A 17,515-nucleotide genomic window follows, 5' to 3' on the forward strand; every position below is an offset into this window, starting at 1 on the left:
TGTTTCTGTTCAATTGTCCGTCTGTTTGTTATACTTAAATTAAATTTAATGGTAGGAGAAATAAACATGAAGCAAAATTTTGCAATTATTGGTCTAGGAAGATTTGGCGGTAGTATCTGTCAGACTTTGATCGAATCTGGTCAAGAAGTTTTAGCTATTGATAGTAATGAAGATCGAGTGAATGAATATATGAATATCGCAACGCATGCTGTTGTGGCAAACGCCCAAGATGAAGCGACACTGCGCTCTCTAGGTATTCGTAATTTCGACCACGTTGTTGTTGCGATCGGTGAGGATATCCAGGCAAGTATTTTGGTTACTCTAATGGTCAAAGAAATGGGTGTGCCAAACGTTTTAGCGAAAGCTGTAAATGAGTATCATGCAAGAGTACTAGAAAAAATTGGTGCAGACTTAGTTGTCCATCCAGAACGTGATATGGGCATCAGAGTGGCACATAAATTGGTTTCTAGAAATATTTTAGATTATATTGAACTATCAAATGAAGTGTCATTGGCAGAAGTTCGTGTCTCTAATCCAAAATTTTATGGCAAAACTTTAGGTGATCTGAACTTTCGCCAGCGTTTTGGGTTGACCGTAGTTGCTATACGTCGCTCAAAATCACAAGTGATTGCATCTCCTGCTGCAGAAGAGATGGTCAGAGAAAACGACAATTTATTAGTTGTTGGAGAAACCGACGATGTTGATTTATTGGATGAAAAGATGAATGAGTAAGTTCAAGCACTTTATTCTCTGAAAATCAGACTCTATGCTAAAATGACAAGTGGATACGTAAACTAGTCTCTCAGAAAAAAGATAAATTATGAAAGAGACAAAAAGCGCCGTAGTCATAATTTCCTATTTTTCAGTCAGAGCTGAGCCCGTTACGCTTTTAAATTAGGAGGAACTTAAAGATGAAATTAACAATTACGCCACATGCGCAACAATGGTTCAAAGATGAAGTAGGTGTTACTTCAGATAATGGTATACGCTTTTATGGTAAAATTTATGGTAAGACAGATGTTCATGAAGGTTTTTCTATCGCAATGTCTGTTGAAGCTCCAGATCAACCGTTAGTCAAAGAAGAGATCGATGGGATTACTTATTTTATTGAAGAAACCGATGATTGGTTTTTTAAAGGATATGATTTATTTGTGGACTATGATGAAGAAACAGACGAGCCCAAATATAAATTTGCTGAAAATAAAGAAGATCTGAAACAATAGTTAGATTATTTTTCAAACTATGAAGAGATAAAAAAGTGGAGCAAAACTATTTGTTGGTTTTGCTCCACTTTTTAAACATGAATACACAGCCTTACCGAAACTAAATAGGTGTATCAACCAACTAAAGAAGAAGTTTTTTCTGTATATTTTTTATGTAAAGTATCAATGAGACTCACTTGATAATCTAGTGCGGGCGATAATGGGATTATCTGAAAATTACCAGTCATTTTGATTTTATCTGGTAATAAAAGTTTTGATGCCGCTATGTAAAAATCATAGTCATCCTCAGATGTTGAAGAAACAAATGAGACAGAGATAAATGAAATTTGTTCTAAAAAATCAAATAGAGATTGCAGAAAAATGGCATTAGGTGACAAAATAATGCCAACATTTAATTGATATTTTTTATTGCTGCGTTCGTAAAAAGGAAGCAGTAAAAAGGAACAAATATAAACTAAATCTTCTAAACAATTTTTGATCCAAGCGAATTCTGGCTCTGAAATAATCTCTTCTAAGAACGTTCTGACTTTTCTGGAAAGAGGTTCATATAAGGGGTTTTGTTCTTTCATACAGGATTCCATAAAATTAATAGCGATTGGTAATGAATCTTTTATTACAAAATGATTTAGACAGGTAGTGAAAATATTCGTATTTAGCACCTCTTTTTCATCATCTGAAAGTTTTTTTTCTGAAAATAAAGGTTGATAAAAAGCCTCAAAACGCTCAATTAAATTACCTAAAGGTTGCTGATCACTTTCCATATATTCTTTTACAAAATGGATTCTAGGATCATCTGAATAAAAATAAATATTCCAGTAAAACATCATAAATGAAAGAAATGTAGATTCTCTTTCAATAAAATGCTGAGGAACCTTCGATTTTTCTAATTTTTTAACAAAGGAAACACTTGTTTTAGGAAAAGTTAGTTGTTTGAATGGTGGTTCAATAATGAAATGCTTCTTTTTGATCCGCAATTGAGAAATCGTCGTCAATAAATACCATTCTCTGGGCTCTATATACGTCATCCATTGATGGTCTTCGGGATCGAATAAATCGAAGCCTCTTTTTGTTTCATCTAAAGCTAAAAAAAGATCTTCGCCATAAGATGCAATCCAAAAGAAGTTTAAATAAACGATCCGAATTAAGTTTTCTTTTCCAGTGATCCGAAGTTTTGTACAGTTTAACTGGATATCAAAATCCTTTAAATAATTAATCATTGGTTGAAGCCTTCGGATGATCGATGCCCGGCTAATAAAGTGATCCCTACAAAAATTTTCGATTGTGTATTCTTTTTCTAAAATGGTTGCAAGTAAAAATTTATAAGGTAAACTCTTACGAAATAAAAATTGAGAATATGGAATATCACGTAGCTTTGATGAATCTATATGTACCTTCCCTTGATCCGTTAATAACTCAAAACCTTGTTTTTCCATGAGATCTGCATGTATTTCTGAAAACAATGAGTTCAAGCGAGCGTAAGAAAAGTCTGTGAATTGTTCAAAGTAATGAACACTGTATGTACCGTCAGCTGTGGTCAATAAGTGATTAAAGACGCTGATTTTACGTTGGGCAACATCATCTAATAAAATGTCTTCTAGCATATTTAGTCTCCCTTTGGTAATTAATTATGATTTTTCTGATAATAAAAGTTATTAATTTCACAAAAAATAATATATTATAGATAAAAATCATTTACTCTATCTATAATAACCATTTATCTGCTGGATTTCAATTAGAAATTAAAGATAAAAAAAACATAGTGCAATTATTTTGAATTAGTTTTATACTCTATTTTTTATTTGTAATCGCTGTATTTATTATGGATTAAGTAATCATATTTTTTATTTAATTAAAAAATATGTGTTATTTATATTGGGGTGATTTATTTTTAGCTCTTGTCTTTTTCTTTGAGTCAGTTGTTGAAAAAAGTGATCAAAACTATTTATAATTTTATTATTATTCTGTTGTAGATGTATGCTATAATCATAGAAGAATACTTTTTGGAGGAAATGTCATGCTATCAATTATTGTTCCTTGTTACAATGAAGAGGAATCAATTCCCTTGTTTTTTGAAGAAGTGGAGAAGATAAGTTCACAAATTCAACATAACATAGAATACATATTTATTAATGATGGATCAAAAGATCAAACCCTAAATGCACTGAGAAAATTATATAAAGAGCATCCTGAAAAGGTTCGCTATCTTTCTTTTTCTAGAAATTTTGGGAAAGAAGCAGGGCTCTATGCGGGACTTAAAGAAGCTAAAGGCAGCTTGATTACAGTGATGGATGTGGATTTACAAGATCCGCCTGAACTGTTGCCTGAAATGATTCAAATGCTAGAGACAAATAAAGAATTGGATTGTATCGGTACAAGACGAGGTGATCGTGAAGGCGAACCCGTAATCCGCAGTTTCTTTGCCAGAATATTTTATCGATTAGTCAACAAAATCGGTGAAACAGAAATGGTCGATGGTGCTAGAGATTTTCGTTTAATGACACGTCAAATGGTAGATGCTATTTTAGAATTGACTGAGTATAATCGTTTTTCAAAAGGTATCTTTAGTTGGGTGGGTTTTAACACGGAGTATCTTTCTTATGAAAATCGCGAACGTGTAGCGGGCGCTACGTCATGGTCTTTTTGGAGTTTATTAAGTTATTCAATTGATGGGATTGTCAATTTTTCAGAAGCACCGTTGAATTTGGCTTCTTATGTTGGAGCCTTCTCATGTGTGGGATCAGTCATGGCGATGTTTGTTATTTTCTTTAGAACAATCATCAAAGGAGATCCTACTAGTGGTTGGCCTTCAATGGTATGTATTATTTTATTTGTCGGTGGACTGCAATTACTTTGTCTTGGAATCATTGGAAAATATATCGGTAAAATTTTCTTAGAGACAAAGAAACGCCCAATTTATCTCGTGAAGGAAACAGAAAAAGATCAACAACAATAAAAAATACTGACTCGAATCTTTTATAGTGATTCGGGTCAGTATTTTTCATTTGGGTCAATAACCTTGGTGTAGGGCAATTTCATTTTTCGCTAACGTACCATCTTTTAGAAACTGTCTAAGGTTTTGTGTGAAAATCGTCAAAAGCTTAGTCTTGAAACCAGGTGTTAAACCAGATATATGAGGAGTGATCAGAACATTCTTCATTTCCCATAATGGACTGTCATAAGGTAAAGGTTCCTCTTCAAAAACATCTAAAGCGGCAAAGCTTAACTGGCCAGTATTTAATGCATGGATCAAATCATTTGTGTTAACAGAAGGACCGCGCCCGACATTCACAAAGACAGTACCAGGCTTCATGGCAAGAAACATTCGTTCGTTATACATTTGATACGTATCATCTGTCAGAGGGAGAATATTTACAACAATATCCATCTCCTTCACGATACGGCTCATATTTTTATGAGAATAACACTCGATAAAGCCATTTGTTACATGACCAGAAGTATTTACTCCATATGTTTGAATCCCTAATCCTTGTGCAAAGCTAGCAAGTTGTTGGCCGATGTGTCCGGTGCCGACAATCAGCATTTTTTGCATAGACAGTTGCTGATAGGAAATATTTTCTCTCGTCCATTCTTTTTTTGCTTGATTAATGATACTGGTACGAATGCCTCTAAACTCAGCTAATAAAACACCTAAAACATGTTCTGAAATTGAAATACTATGAATACCACTAGCGTTAGACAGCAAAATGCCTTTTTTAGAAAAATGGTCTAAATCATAGGTATCCACACCAGCAGAAATAGATTGGACCCATTTTAGATGGCTCGTTTCAGAATTTAATAAACGCTGTCCTAAATCTTTATCCCAGCCTAACATGACCTCAATATCGTCCTCAATTATTTGTGGTGATTCTCTGGTAGCATCAATAACAATGTAATCAGGAGCGCTTTGTCTGATTGTCTCAACTTGTTCTTCTCTCATCTGTTCATAAAGATAAATTATTGGTTGTCCCATGTCGATTCCCCCTCGCTAGTCCATTGTAACAAAAAAGCTTCTCAAACTAAAAAAGATTGAACTATTGCTAGTTTCAATCTTTTTTTGAGAATCAGCTATATTATATTTTTTCTCCACGAGCATATGCTGCGGCAAGACTATCAACTTCTTTTTTCAACTCATCAACCATGATTTCTTCTGGAACGGTACGAATGATTTTTCCTTTTTTGAAAAGCATCCCCTTACCATTTCCACCGGCAATCCCAATGTCAGCTTCACGTGCTTCACCAGGGCCATTAACGGCGCAGCCTAGAACAGCAACTTTGATGGGAGCCTTGATTTTTTCAATATATTCTTCGATTTCATTAGCGATAGGAATCAAATCAATTTCAATCCGTCCACAAGTTGGACAAGAAATTAACGTAGCAGCATTACTTGCTAAACCAAAAGCTTTTAAGACTTCTTTAGCCACTTTGATTTCTTCTACAGGATCAGCGGATAATGAAACACGACAAGTATTTCCAATACCTCGAGACAGTAATGCACCAAGTCCTGCGGCAGACTTCATTCCGCCAGAAAATTTGGTCCCAGCTTCAGTGATCCCTAAATGTAGAGGATAATCAAACGTTTGTGCAGCTAAAGTATAGGCTTCAATGGCTAAGTTAACATCACTAGCTTTTAATGAAACGATAATATCGTAAAATTCTAACTCTTCAAGTATTTTAATATGTTCAACAGCACTGGCAACCATAGCTTCAGCCGTAGGATAACCATATTTCTGCAAGAATTTTTTTTCTAGAGAACCGGCATTAACACCGATTCTTATTGGTATTCCTTTAGATTTACATGCAGTAACAACTTTTTCTACACGGTCTTTACGTCCGATATTTCCAGGATTGATTCGGATCTTATCAACACCTTGTTCGATTGCTTTTAATGCTAAGCGATAGTCGAAATGAATATCAGCAACCAAAGGAATTGAAATTTGACTTTTGATAGCACCTAAGGCTTCAGCCGCTGCATCATCTGGAACAGCTACTCGAACGATTTGACAGCCAGCATCTTCCAAACGCTTGATTTGTGCTACAGTGCCTTCAATATCATGTGTTTTTGTTGTGCACATACTTTGAATGAATAATTCATCACTTCCGCCAATGGTTAAGTCGCCGACCTTAACTTGACGTGTATTTTTACGATGGGTCAATTCTCCCATAATGATTCTCTCCTTATTGCTACACTATTATTTTGCTGATTAGATTTCAACAAGTATAATTCATGGTTTATCTTATCACATAATCATACACCTGAGAATGTAATAAAAGATTAAACCTAGATCCAGTGATTCTGATTTTACATTAAGCTAAAGGTGGTTCTTGCCGCTCTTCAGTACGTGTCGCAAAGAAAAAGATCAATAAAGAAACGAAAACAATCAAAAAACTATCATCAAAAGATCGATTAATAAAATGAATAATACTGCTGACAATTACAGGGAATGTTGCGCAATAGGTTGAGATTTTTAAGCAATCTAAAAATCGTAGCTTGTACAAACGAATCTTACTGTATAGATTTGCACCGATTGCGATCATAAGTAAATTGATAACCAAGTTGATGAAAGTTGGGTATAAAGTAACGACAAATACAATTAGTTTTATCCAAAAAGGAACACTGGCTTCATCCAAGGCCTCTTTTAAATCTGTACTGTTTAAACCATCTAAGGTCCCTTTAGCATAAGGAACTTCAAATTGGCTGGTACCTAGCAAAGAGTCTGCGGCACTTGAATTAGGTAAAGACACCACAAATTCATCTTGTAAAAAGCCTAAACCAACAGCATTACCGACTGAATCAGCCGTGACATCGTTAAGTGATCGTTTTCCATCAGGATCAAAAGTGAAAATGATCGAGTTTGTTTGATAAATAAATCCTTCAGCTCCGCTTGCTGTTTTTAGTTTTCCGTCGGTGATGTTAAAATCTGGTAATTTTGCGGCAATTTCTTGTCCATCACTTTTGATATCTTGCATTATAGAAAAGATTTGTTTTGTTATTGGAAGGGCAAGAATGATACTTAGAAAAACAACATATAAAATGACTTTCCAAAACGGCATTTTTTTAGCCTGATGGAGATCAGTTAACTGAAATAATGAGTGTTTAAAAAGTGTAAATGAGTTCATAAATTCTCTCCTGACTTGAAATTGAGTACACTCGTCATTTTAAAGGAGTTAACAGGGAAAAACAAGTTTAGCCCGAACTTTGTAAGCAATTACTTTGAAGGTTGCCATAAAATCTGTTATGCTATGAATGTATGAAACGTTATACTTAATTAATGGAGGGATTTTATTATGACTTACACTGTACCAGATCTACCTTATGCTTATGATGCATTAGAACCTTATATTGATGTAGAAACAATGCATCTACACCACGACAAACATCACAACACTTATGTGACGAATTTAAATGCAGCAATCGAAAAACATCCTGAACTTGGGACTAAATCAGTAGAAGAGTTGATTTCTGACATGGATAGTATTCCTGAAGATATTCGTACTGCTGTACGTAATAACGGTGGCGGACATGCGAATCACTCATTCTTCTGGGAAATCATGGCTCCTAATGCTGGCGGCGCACCAACAGGTGATATCAAAGACGCTATCGATGCAGCTTTTGGTAGTTTCGATAAATTAAAAGAAGAATTTAAAACAGCCGCAACTGGGCGATTTGGTTCAGGTTGGGCGTGGTTAGTTTCAAATAACGGTAAATTAGAAATTACTTCAACACCTAACCAAGATTCACCTTTAATGGATGGTAAAACACCAGTTTTAGGCTTAGACGTTTGGGAACATGCGTATTATCTAAACTATAAAAATGTACGTCCAGACTATATTGACGCATTCTGGAATCTTGTAAACTGGGATGAAGTTAACAAACGCTTCGCAGCAACCAAATAATCTGAAAAATAGAATTTTTAGAAACTTTTTGAGGAAAACAGTAAATTACACTGTTTTCCTCCTTTTGTTTGTGGCATACTTATAGTTAAGAATAAAAAAAATGGAGAGCATTGTGTAAAGGAGTTTTATAATGAATATAACGATGCAAAAAGTTCACGGATCAGAAAATGAGTTCTTTTTAATAGATGAAACACAATTGGAACGTGCCTTTACAGATGAAGAAATCGATGCTTTACGCACCTATTTGTGTGATAGAGATAATGGTTTACTCAATGGAGCAGATGGCCTGTTGCTTGTAGAAAAGGTAGCTAAAGGAGAATCATTAGCTAAGATGCGTGTAATCAATAGTGATGGTAGCGAAGCCAGCATGTGCGGTAATGGATTACGCACAGTCGCTAGATATTTAGCTGAAAAATATGACAAAGAATCTTTCACTATAGAAACCATGTTTGCAGATCTCAAAGTGAGGCAAGCACCCAATTTAGCTAAACAAGTGGCGACCTATCAAGTGGAGATTTCACCAGTTCGCTTCGAGGCTGAAGCGATCCCGATGCATACTACAAATAATACGATAATCGATGAAGTGATTCCAGAATTATCAAGTGATTTGAGATTTTCAGTCGTAGCTGTTCCTAATCCCCATTTGATTACCTTTGTTGATCATCAAACACTTATGGGAAAAGAGTTTGAACGAATTGCGACCTATGCAAATGGAGACAATCCGATTTTTCCTGATGGTGTCAATGTGAGTTTTGTGGAAATATTAGGAAATAACGAATTGTTTGTGCGAACTTTCGAACGTGGAGTTGGCTTTACAAGTGCTTGTGGAACTGCGATGTGTGCAAGCAGCTTAATGTATGTATTATTGCATGAGGGAGAGTTTAATGAAACGATTGCTGTCAAAAATACGGGTGGTATGGTAAAAACGGTGGTACATGAGGCAGATTCAGATGGCTATTGGATGGAACTGATTGGGAATGCAACAGTTACCCATCTAATATCTGGAGCTTTAATAGATTTCACAGAAGGTCACTTTGAAAAAGCTATGATTAAAGAAACAGCTGAACAAGCAGATTATATAGGATTTTTAGAATCTATAAAATAAATGAACAGCAGATATTCAGGGTTGGTATGCCTAGAATATCATAATGAAAAAGCTGGTTATTTAATAGAAAGGTATCTTTAAGAGGAGTGTAATAGTGGTAAAAAGTAATTGGGTTGTTAAAGGTATTTACATAATGGTTATCCTCGTTTCAATTTGTATTTGTTTTTTAGGAATTAGATCAAATACTAATCAGGAACAGCTACGAAAAGTTGAGCATGCAAAATCAACGATAAAAGATGAAGCTGCAAGAGTCAAACGGCTGAATAAAAAAATCAGTCAATTTTATCAAAACGATCAGGAAGAATTTCTAGCAGAGCCAATAGAAAAAGAAGAATTAAGGGGTGTTGAAAGAAGCATCATCACTTTGAAGACCGAAGCAGTTGATTTTGGTATAGAAAGCAAAGATTTTTCTGCAAATACTTCCGAAGTAACGCAAGGGAAAAAAGAATTAATGGTTAAAATGGAAGATATCAAAAATAAAAGAGATATTCAAAATCAAGTGACTGAATTACTTGTTCAAGCACCAACTGATTGGACAGCTGGTAATGGAGAGATTGTTATAAAGGAAAGTGCAACCGCGGAAAAAATTTCAAAGATCCGTAATAACATTTCTAAAACTGAAACTCAGTGGAGCACAGCCATCACCACTTTTTTAGATGAGATGGATACACAGGTTAAACAATATAAGGATATAAAACAATCGATTGATATAATGGAACAAGATGGTGGATTAACGAGTGATGCAACGATTGAAAACATCATTCTTATTTTTAATCAGCTACCTCAGATTAAAAATGAAGCATTGAAAAAAGACTTATTTGATAAGTTGGATATAATTGATAAGAAGCTAGAAAAGCAAGAAATAGGGGATTTAGCAAGTGGACAAGAAGAAGCGCTATCAAGTGAATAACTGAGGAAGTAAAGTGTTTTTAGAATGAGAAAATGTAAGCTATCAATTATTTAAACAATTGTTTAAATAATTGATAGTGCATTCTTTGCAAATAACCTTGTACTTGAATCAGCTAGAATTTATAATTATTTGTAATGGAATTAATTGGAGGAAAAAATGGAAGAGACAATCAGTTTACAAGAATTATTGGGAGTATTAAAGAAACGTATTGGTTTAATCATCGTCAGTATGTTTTTAGGATTAGGCGTTGCTGGAATATTGACTTATTTTGTGATTACCCCTAAATACAGTTCTCAGGCACAATTAATCGTTCGATTACCACAAAATGAAACAACGAATGTCAATGACATCAATGGAAATCTACAAATGATCAACACGTATAAAGATTTGATCAAAAGTGATACTGTAATGACAGAAGTACAGCAAAGAATGAAAACGGAGCATCAAAATGATTTATCTGTTGAAGCATTAGGCGCAAGCATTTCAGTAAATCAATCACAAAACTCACAAATGTTTTCTATCGTTTCTAAAGTAACTGATCCAATCGTAGCCCAAAATATAGCCAATCAGACTGCTTTAGTTTTTCAGGAGCAAGCGAAAGATATGGTGAATGTCGATAAAATTACGATTATATCTGCAGCGACTGCAAATGTGAAACCCGTCTCGCCAAATAATAAAATCAACTTGATCATTGGTCTAGCTTTAGGTATTGTGTTTGGAATAGCTGTGGCCTTTATTTTAGAGTTATTCGATAAAACAATCAAAGATGATGGTTTCGTTGAAGATGAGCTAGGCTTTACGATATTAGGTGTTGTTCCTAATATGACTGCAAAGGAACTTAGTGCGAAAGCAATTCGTACGCCTTCCAATTTGATAATGCCTTCAGTTGAGCCACGAAATCCTAATAAAGATATACCAAGAGCAATGCCAAAAGAGAATGATAAACCAAATAATTCTGCACCAGTACGCAGAAGTCGGCCACGAGTTTAAAGGAGTATAGAATGACAAATAAAATAAGACCTCAAAAAAAACAGAAAACGAAAGCCGTAAGTTTAATTACTTTAGCCGATAAATCTTCACCGATTTCAGAACAATATCGAACAATTCGCACGAATATACAATATGCTATGGTCGATAGAGATCTAAAAACATTAGTGATTACGTCCTCAGGTCCAAGTGAAGGAAAATCCACTACGTCTGCAAATTTAGCCATTTTATTTGCTAATTCAGGCAAACGTGTATTGTTGGTAGATGCAGATATGCGTAAACCTACAGTAGCAAAAACATTTTCGTTAGATAATGTCCGTGGTTTAAGTACGTTGTTAGGCAGTCGTGAAACAGTGTTACATCAAGTTGTTCAATCATCGGGTGTCGATAATTTATTTTTGATGACAAGTGGTCCTAAACCACCAAATCCTTCAGAGTTACTGGATTCTAGACGTATGAAAGAGTTAATGGTGGAATTAAAACAACAGTACGATTTAGTAATCTTTGATCTGCCACCAGTTGTAGCTGTGACCGATGCACAAATTGTATCTTCAAAATCAGATGGAACGATTTTAGTTGTCCGTGAGAATGTTTCAAAAAGAGATTCGTTATTGAAAGCTAAAAGTTTGTTAGAGTTGGTAGACGCGAATATTCTCGGTGTTGTATACAACGGATCCAAGAATATAGCAGATCAAGGTTATTACTACGGCTCGTAAATAACAGGCGGGAAGGAAACAAACCGATGATTGATTTACATTGCCATATATTACCAGGGATTGATGATGGGGCGCAAACAATTGATGACTCACTTGATATGGCTAGAATGGCCGTTAAACAAGGGATTACCCATATTCTTTGTACACCTCATCATAACAATGGTAAATATGATAATCCTGCTGGGCAGGTAATTACTCATGTAGCAGCTTTGCAAAAAGAATTGGATATTAGAAGTATTCCCCTTGTTTTGTTTGAAGGACAAGAGGTTAGGGTTGGTGGGGATTTAGTGGAGCAAATCCAAACAGGTGATATTTTATTTACAGACCTTAATAATCGTTATATTTTAATTGAATTTCCTACTAACGATATTCCTGCATATACGGAACATTTATTTTTTGAATTGTTAAAAGTAGGTCATACGCCAGTAATTGTTCATCCAGAAAGAAATAGCAAATTTATTCAAGATCCCAACCGACTGTTGCCGTTTTTAGAGATGGGAGTATTGACCCAACTGACGGCTCCAAGTTATATTGGTATTTTTGGAAAACAAATCGAACGAACCGCAAAACAGATGGTTGCTCATAATATGGTCTATATGATGGCTTCTGATGCACATAATATTAACAAACGTGGTTTTTTTATGAAACAAGCCTATGACGCGATTGCAAAAGATCTGGGTGTTGAACATGTCAAAGCAATGCAGCAAATGGCTAGAGATATTTTAAATGGGGATGATGTACAAAGACCAGAATTTAAGGAAATCAAAATGAAAAGATTTGGTTTGTTTTAAAAAAGTAGCTACACAGTTGTTGGTATGTGCGGTTACATAGTAATTATTTCATTGAACATAATATGGAAAAAAAGTTGTTGGTAAGCAGTTTTTGTGTTAAAAGGAGTGGAAAATTTGGAGGGAAAGTTTGTGGATGTTGGTAGACGTGTTCAGCAAAAAAATGATTTTGGACAACAATCTTTATTTCTCAGATTGTTCAAAAGAATTGTGGATGTTATTGGTAGCGTACTTGGCCTAATTTTATTAAGCCCAGTGTTTCTAGTTGTGGCTTTTTTGATACGAAAAGAAGATCCGAACGGCCCAGTTGTCTTTTCTCAGAAAAGAGTTGGCAAACAGGGGCGTTTATTTACCATGTACAAATTTCGCTCCATGTGCATAGATGCAGAAGAACAGCTACACGATTTAATTGAATTAAACGAGATCGAAGGAGCCATGTTCAAAATAAAAGAAGATCCTAGAGTAACAAAAATTGGAAAAAAAATTCGGAAAACAAGTATCGATGAATTGCCTCAACTATTGAATGTTTTAAAAGGAGAAATGTCATTAGTGGGTCCCAGACCACCGTTGCAAAGAGAAGTAGTTGCGTACAGTCAACGCGATATGCAACGATTAAGTGTCAAACCAGGATGTACAGGTTTGTGGCAGGTTAGAGGCAGAAACGACGTTCATTTTGATGATATGGTTGATTTTGATTTAGAGTATATTGAACATCAGTCAATTTGGAATGATTTTAAGATCATCTTGCAAACGTTGAAGGTAATGTTTTTATCTAGAGGAGCCTATTGATGAGTGATTCTAAGCAACATGTTTATATTATCGGTTCTAAAGGAATTCCAGCAAAATATGGAGGATTTGAAACTTTTGTTGAAAAGCTGACTCAGTATAAAAAAAGTGACAAGATCCAATACCATGTTGCATGTATGAATACTGGGGATAATTTATATGGTAATGGACAAAAGCATTTTGAATATAATCAATCAGATTGTTTTAATATTGATGTGCCTAATATTGGTCCAGCAAAAGCAATTTATTATGATATGAGAGCGTTAGATTATTCAATAGAGTTAGCGAAAAAGGACAATAATACTGCGCCTATTTTTTATATCTTAGCTTGTCGAATCGGTCCATTTATAAATCATTATAAGAAAAAAATTCAAAAAATAGGTGGAAAATTATACGTTAATCCAGATGGTCATGAGTGGCTTAGAGCTAAATGGAGTTACCCTGTTCGGAAATATTGGAAGTATTCTGAACGATTGATGGTGAAATATGCGGACTTATTAATATGCGATAGTTTGAATATAGAAGAATATATAAAAAATGATTATCATAAATATGATCCAAAAACAATCTATATTGCATATGGGACAGAACTGGAGAAATCCTATTTGACCGATAATGATGAATCGGTCAGAAATTGGTTTGAGGAAAAAAAAGTTATACCAGAAGAATATTATTTGGTTGTTGGACGATTTGTTCCCGAAAATAATTACGAAAGTATGATTAAGGAATTTATGAAATCGAAGACAACAAAAGATTTTGTTTTAATAACGAATGTTGAGGAAAATAAGTTTTATAATCAATTAAAAAAAGAAACAAGATTCGACCAAGATTCTAGGATAAAATTTGTTGGAACAGTTTACAATCAAGAATTATTGAAATATATAAGAGAACATGCTTTTGCTAATTTACATGGTCATGAAGTGGGTGGGACAAATCCTTCGCTTTTAGAGGCTCTGGCCTATACAAAAATCAACATGCTTTTAGCTGTAGGATTTAATGAAGAAGTCGCACTAGACACAAGTTTTTATTGGATCAAAGAAAAAGAGAGTCTTACCAAATTAATCCAAAAAGTAGATCAATTGACTTCTATTCAGCGTATGAAATTAAAGGAGGAGTCAGAAAAAAATATTTCAAATCGATTCAGCTGGAGTTTGATTATAGGAAAATATGAGACTTTATTTATGGAGAAAAGTTAATGACTAATGTGAAGAAAATTCAAGAAATTGATTTAGATAATTTGAATACCTTACTAGAAGTATTTGAGAAACATAACCTTCGATATTATATGTTGGGCGGGACTTTTCTTGGAGCAATTAGACATAAAGGGTTTATTCCGTGGGATGATGATATCGATATTGGCTTACCACGTGAAGACTATGAAAAATTTTGTAAAGAATATTATAAAGAGTTACCAAGCTATCTAATAATAGAAAACTATAAAACAAACCCTGAATATCGCTACTACATAACAAGAGTCTTAGATACTAGAACAAAAGTTATTGAGTTACGGAATAAAAATATTCAGGACTATACTTATATAGCTATAGATATATTTCCATTAGATGGAATGCCGAACAATCGTTTTGTAAGGCAATTTTTTGTTTATAAAATTCTATTCCACAAAATGTTAATATCTTTAAGCTATATTGATACTGTTGATAAAAAAAGAAAACGGAACTTTTTTGAAAAAATTCTCATAAAATTTGGAGAGAAAGTAAAATTTTCTAAACTTATCAAGCCATATAAAGAAAAAGAAAAAATTGATCGTTTATTGAAAAAAAATAGTTTCGAAAATAGTACCTATATATCAAATATAATGGGAGCATACAGAGAAAAAGAAGTTATGCCAAAAGAGATTTTTCAAGAAGGAAATAATTATTTATTTGAAGAAATACAGTTGAATGGTCCTATAAATTATGATGAATATTTGAAAAGACTCTATGGAGATTATATGAAAATACCATCTGAACATGAAATCGAAAGCAAAAATCATTACGAATTATTATCAGGAGATGAAGAATGAGCGTAGCGAAAAAATATGAAGGAATAAAAAAGGTTACTGAAAAACATAATTTATTGGAATTGGCAAAAAGCTATTTTTTTTCTGGTACATTAGCTTATTCGATTACTTCGTTATTATTGAATGGATTTGATAAAAGTTCTGTTGAGTATAGTCGTTTAGGAATTCAAAACAAGTCTTGTAAAAAAATGAAATCAAAGTATAAAAAAATATTGAATTATACGGAACCTTTAGATTCTGAAGTACTAGATGGAACAAATACTATCTGGTTCTGTTGGTTGCAGGGAGTAGAAAATGCACCTGAATTAGTAAAAAAGTGTTATATACAGTTGGTTAATCTATTTCCAAATAAAAAAATTGTAGTTATTACAGCTGAAAATTATGAAGAATATACAAATTTTCCAGAGTTTATCATAACCAAATGGAAAATGGGAATTATTACTAATACACATTTTTCAGATTTATTAAGAGCAGAATTATTATATAATCATGGAGGAACTTGGATAGATTCGACAGTCTATTTTAGCAGTAATAATATTTCAAAAGTATTTTTTGAAGCAGACCTATTCTTTTTTCAAAAATTGAAACCAGGACGTGACGGTAGTAGGGTAAGTATGTCATCTTGGTTTTTAACGGTAAACAAAAAAAGCTTGATTATTTTTAAAACAAGGGAGTTATTGTTTAGTTATTGGGAAAAGAAAAACTATCTTGTCGATTATTATCTTTTTCACATTTTTTTTACTTTATCTTGTGAGAAATACCAAGAAGAGTTTAATAAAGTGCCTAAGTACTGTAATTCGATACCTCATGTACTTTTACTTGAATTTTTTACTGAGTACGATTCAGATCGATTTGAGGATATTAAAGGAATGACCTCTATTCATAAATTAAGCTATAAATTTTCTGAATTAGATTTACAAAAAGAATCTACTTTTTATAAATATCTGATTAACTTAGAGGTGAAATAATTTCTTTTAGGAGGTGCAAACTTGTATACAATAGTATTTTTATTATCTTTGCTAATATCTATCGTTATGGAGAACTATCATAGTGAAAATTACTTTCATAAAGATACAGACAGTAATCTTAGGATAAAAAAAAGTTTTTTTGTTGTTGTTTTTTTAAGTATTATTTTATACGCCGCTTTAATTATTGCGCCAGCTTTAAGAGATAAGGTTGGTACAGATTATATTGTGTATTCAAATAAACAAATTCCCGAGGTACTGCAAGGAATTCCTAATTCAGTTGAGTACCTGTATAAGGGAGTTATCCACTTAGGAAATATGTTAGGAAACTATCAATGGATTTTTGTTTTGACCCATGTAATTATTTTTTTGTTCATTTTAATGTCTATCTTAAGAGATTCCAAAAATTACTGGTTGAGTATTATAGTTCTTTTTGGAACAGGCTTTTTTAACTATTCAATGAATATTATGCGGCAGTCAATAGCAATAGCTATTTTTTTGTTTTCTATACATTATTTACTCAAAAGAGAGAATAAGAAGTATATTTTATGTATAATCATTGCAATGCTTTTCCACAAAACCTCGATATTATATTTTATGTTATTGGTGCTTAGAAATACGAAATTACAGTGGAAAAAAATTGCTATTTTTTCGATTGGATTAATTATATTCAAAGAGGTATTCCGATCAATTATGTTAATGATATCTACTAGATTCAATTTTTATGACAACCAATTTGGAACAGTGCTGGATAGTCGTCAAGTTGGTTGGGTATTTATGATAGCGAATGGAGTAATACTTTTTCTTTATCTAATGATAAATAGAAAAAAAGTAAATTCTGATAGAACGAATGTATACATACTACTCCAATTTATAGCTTTTGCTATAACACTGATTTCTGACGTAGTCCCTAACTACGAAAGACTTATGTATATGTTTATGATAGCGCAAATCTTATCGGTGCCTTATTTCTATAAACTTTTGAATAGCAGGGTTTTCAAATGGGGATTTTTACTAGTATTAGTGTTAGTCTATTCATTATTATTTTATCGTTTATTTATTATAAGTAACATTGGAGAGACCTTTCCTTATAAGTCTATTTTAAACTAATCATTAGTGGG

At 33.5% G+C, this 17,515-nt stretch carries 18 protein-coding genes; 14 read left to right on the top strand and 4 right to left on the bottom strand.

The window, feature by feature from the left end; translation table 11 throughout:
- Positions 1-66: 66 nt before the first annotated feature.
- Positions 67-732 carry a potassium channel family protein gene (locus IGL98_RS04000; protein WP_206842731.1) on the top strand — a complete coding sequence of 222 codons (666 nt, stop codon included), beginning with the start codon at positions 67-69 and terminating at the stop codon, positions 730-732.
- A 179-nt stretch (positions 733-911) separates the two neighbouring features.
- Complete coding sequence (locus tag IGL98_RS04005) at positions 912-1,223, top strand: HesB/YadR/YfhF family protein (protein ID WP_206842732.1); 312 nt, start codon at positions 912-914, stop codon at positions 1,221-1,223.
- A 113-nt stretch (positions 1,224-1,336) separates the two neighbouring features.
- Here IGL98_RS04005 and IGL98_RS04010 read toward each other — a convergent pair whose 3' ends face one another.
- Positions 1,337-2,824, bottom strand: a complete 1,488-nt coding sequence (locus IGL98_RS04010) for a helix-turn-helix domain-containing protein (RefSeq protein ID WP_206842733.1) — start codon at positions 2,822-2,824, stop codon at positions 1,337-1,339.
- A 413-nt stretch (positions 2,825-3,237) separates the two neighbouring features.
- On the opposite strand from IGL98_RS04010, the gene IGL98_RS04015 reads away from it, so the two are divergent.
- The gene (locus IGL98_RS04015; RefSeq protein ID WP_206842734.1) at positions 3,238-4,176 is read left to right on the top strand and encodes a glycosyltransferase family 2 protein; all 939 of its coding nucleotides are present in this window, start codon (positions 3,238-3,240) and stop codon (positions 4,174-4,176) included.
- 54 nt (positions 4,177-4,230) lie between these two features.
- On the opposite strand, the gene IGL98_RS04020 is transcribed toward IGL98_RS04015, so the two are convergent.
- From IGL98_RS04020 to IGL98_RS04030, 3 genes are all read right to left on the bottom strand, one after another.
- A complete protein-coding gene (locus IGL98_RS04020; protein WP_206911754.1) occupies positions 4,231-5,193 on the bottom strand; it encodes a phosphoglycerate dehydrogenase in 963 nt (320 codons plus the stop codon).
- Positions 5,194-5,293: 100 nt separating this feature from the next.
- Positions 5,294-6,385 carry a flavodoxin-dependent (E)-4-hydroxy-3-methylbut-2-enyl-diphosphate synthase gene (gene ispG / locus IGL98_RS04025; RefSeq protein ID WP_206842736.1) on the bottom strand — a complete coding sequence of 364 codons (1,092 nt, stop codon included), beginning with the start codon at positions 6,383-6,385 and terminating at the stop codon, positions 5,294-5,296.
- A gap of 142 nt (positions 6,386-6,527) precedes the next feature.
- Positions 6,528-7,340 carry a DUF1189 domain-containing protein gene (locus tag IGL98_RS04030; protein WP_206842737.1) on the bottom strand — a complete coding sequence of 271 codons (813 nt, stop codon included), beginning with the start codon at positions 7,338-7,340 and terminating at the stop codon, positions 6,528-6,530.
- Between the two features lie 168 nt (positions 7,341-7,508).
- On the opposite strand from IGL98_RS04030, the gene IGL98_RS04035 reads away from it, so the two are divergent.
- From IGL98_RS04035 to IGL98_RS04085, 11 genes are all read left to right on the top strand, one after another.
- Positions 7,509-8,117, top strand: a complete 609-nt coding sequence (locus tag IGL98_RS04035) for a superoxide dismutase (protein ID WP_206842738.1) — start codon at positions 7,509-7,511, stop codon at positions 8,115-8,117.
- A 130-nt stretch (positions 8,118-8,247) separates the two neighbouring features.
- On the top strand, positions 8,248-9,222 hold the full coding sequence (dapF, locus tag IGL98_RS04040; RefSeq protein ID WP_206842740.1) for a diaminopimelate epimerase: 975 nt from the start codon (positions 8,248-8,250) through the stop codon (positions 9,220-9,222).
- A gap of 94 nt (positions 9,223-9,316) precedes the next feature.
- Positions 9,317-10,132 carry a hypothetical protein gene (locus IGL98_RS04045; RefSeq protein WP_206842741.1) on the top strand — a complete coding sequence of 272 codons (816 nt, stop codon included), beginning with the start codon at positions 9,317-9,319 and terminating at the stop codon, positions 10,130-10,132.
- A 156-nt stretch (positions 10,133-10,288) separates the two neighbouring features.
- The gene (locus IGL98_RS04050; RefSeq protein ID WP_206842743.1) at positions 10,289-11,122 is read left to right on the top strand and encodes a YveK family protein; all 834 of its coding nucleotides are present in this window, start codon (positions 10,289-10,291) and stop codon (positions 11,120-11,122) included.
- Positions 11,123-11,133: 11 nt separating this feature from the next.
- The gene (locus IGL98_RS04055) at positions 11,134-11,835 is read left to right on the top strand and encodes a CpsD/CapB family tyrosine-protein kinase (protein WP_206842744.1); all 702 of its coding nucleotides are present in this window, start codon (positions 11,134-11,136) and stop codon (positions 11,833-11,835) included.
- A 26-nt stretch (positions 11,836-11,861) separates the two neighbouring features.
- Positions 11,862-12,626: a tyrosine-protein phosphatase gene (locus IGL98_RS04060; RefSeq protein WP_206842747.1), complete on the top strand. Its 765-nt coding sequence runs from the start codon at positions 11,862-11,864 to the stop codon at positions 12,624-12,626.
- A 114-nt stretch (positions 12,627-12,740) separates the two neighbouring features.
- Entirely contained in the window at positions 12,741-13,412 is a 672-nt protein-coding gene (locus IGL98_RS04065; RefSeq protein ID WP_206842749.1) for a sugar transferase, read from the top strand.
- Positions 13,412-14,605: a beta 1-4 rhamnosyltransferase Cps2T gene (gene cps2T / locus IGL98_RS04070; protein ID WP_206842750.1), complete on the top strand. Its 1,194-nt coding sequence runs from the start codon at positions 13,412-13,414 to the stop codon at positions 14,603-14,605. Before IGL98_RS04065 ends, cps2T begins: the two co-directional genes overlap by 1 nt.
- The gene (locus IGL98_RS04075; protein WP_206842752.1) at positions 14,605-15,432 is read left to right on the top strand and encodes a LicD family protein; all 828 of its coding nucleotides are present in this window, start codon (positions 14,605-14,607) and stop codon (positions 15,430-15,432) included. The genes cps2T and IGL98_RS04075 overlap by 1 nt, the downstream gene beginning before the upstream one ends.
- Positions 15,429-16,397 (top strand): capsular polysaccharide synthesis protein, encoded by a 969-nt coding sequence (locus tag IGL98_RS04080; RefSeq protein WP_206842753.1) that lies wholly within the window; start codon positions 15,429-15,431, stop codon positions 16,395-16,397. The genes IGL98_RS04075 and IGL98_RS04080 overlap by 4 nt, the downstream gene beginning before the upstream one ends.
- A 21-nt stretch (positions 16,398-16,418) precedes the next feature.
- Positions 16,419-17,504, top strand: coding sequence for an EpsG family protein (locus IGL98_RS04085; RefSeq protein WP_206842754.1), 1,086 nt, complete (start codon positions 16,419-16,421; stop codon positions 17,502-17,504).
- The last annotated feature ends 11 nt before the right edge of the window (positions 17,505-17,515 follow it).

The sequence above is a fragment of the Enterococcus sp. DIV0840 genome, from assembly GCF_050527835.1.
Taxonomy (GTDB): domain Bacteria; phylum Bacillota; class Bacilli; order Lactobacillales; family Enterococcaceae; genus Enterococcus_L; species Enterococcus_L ureasiticus.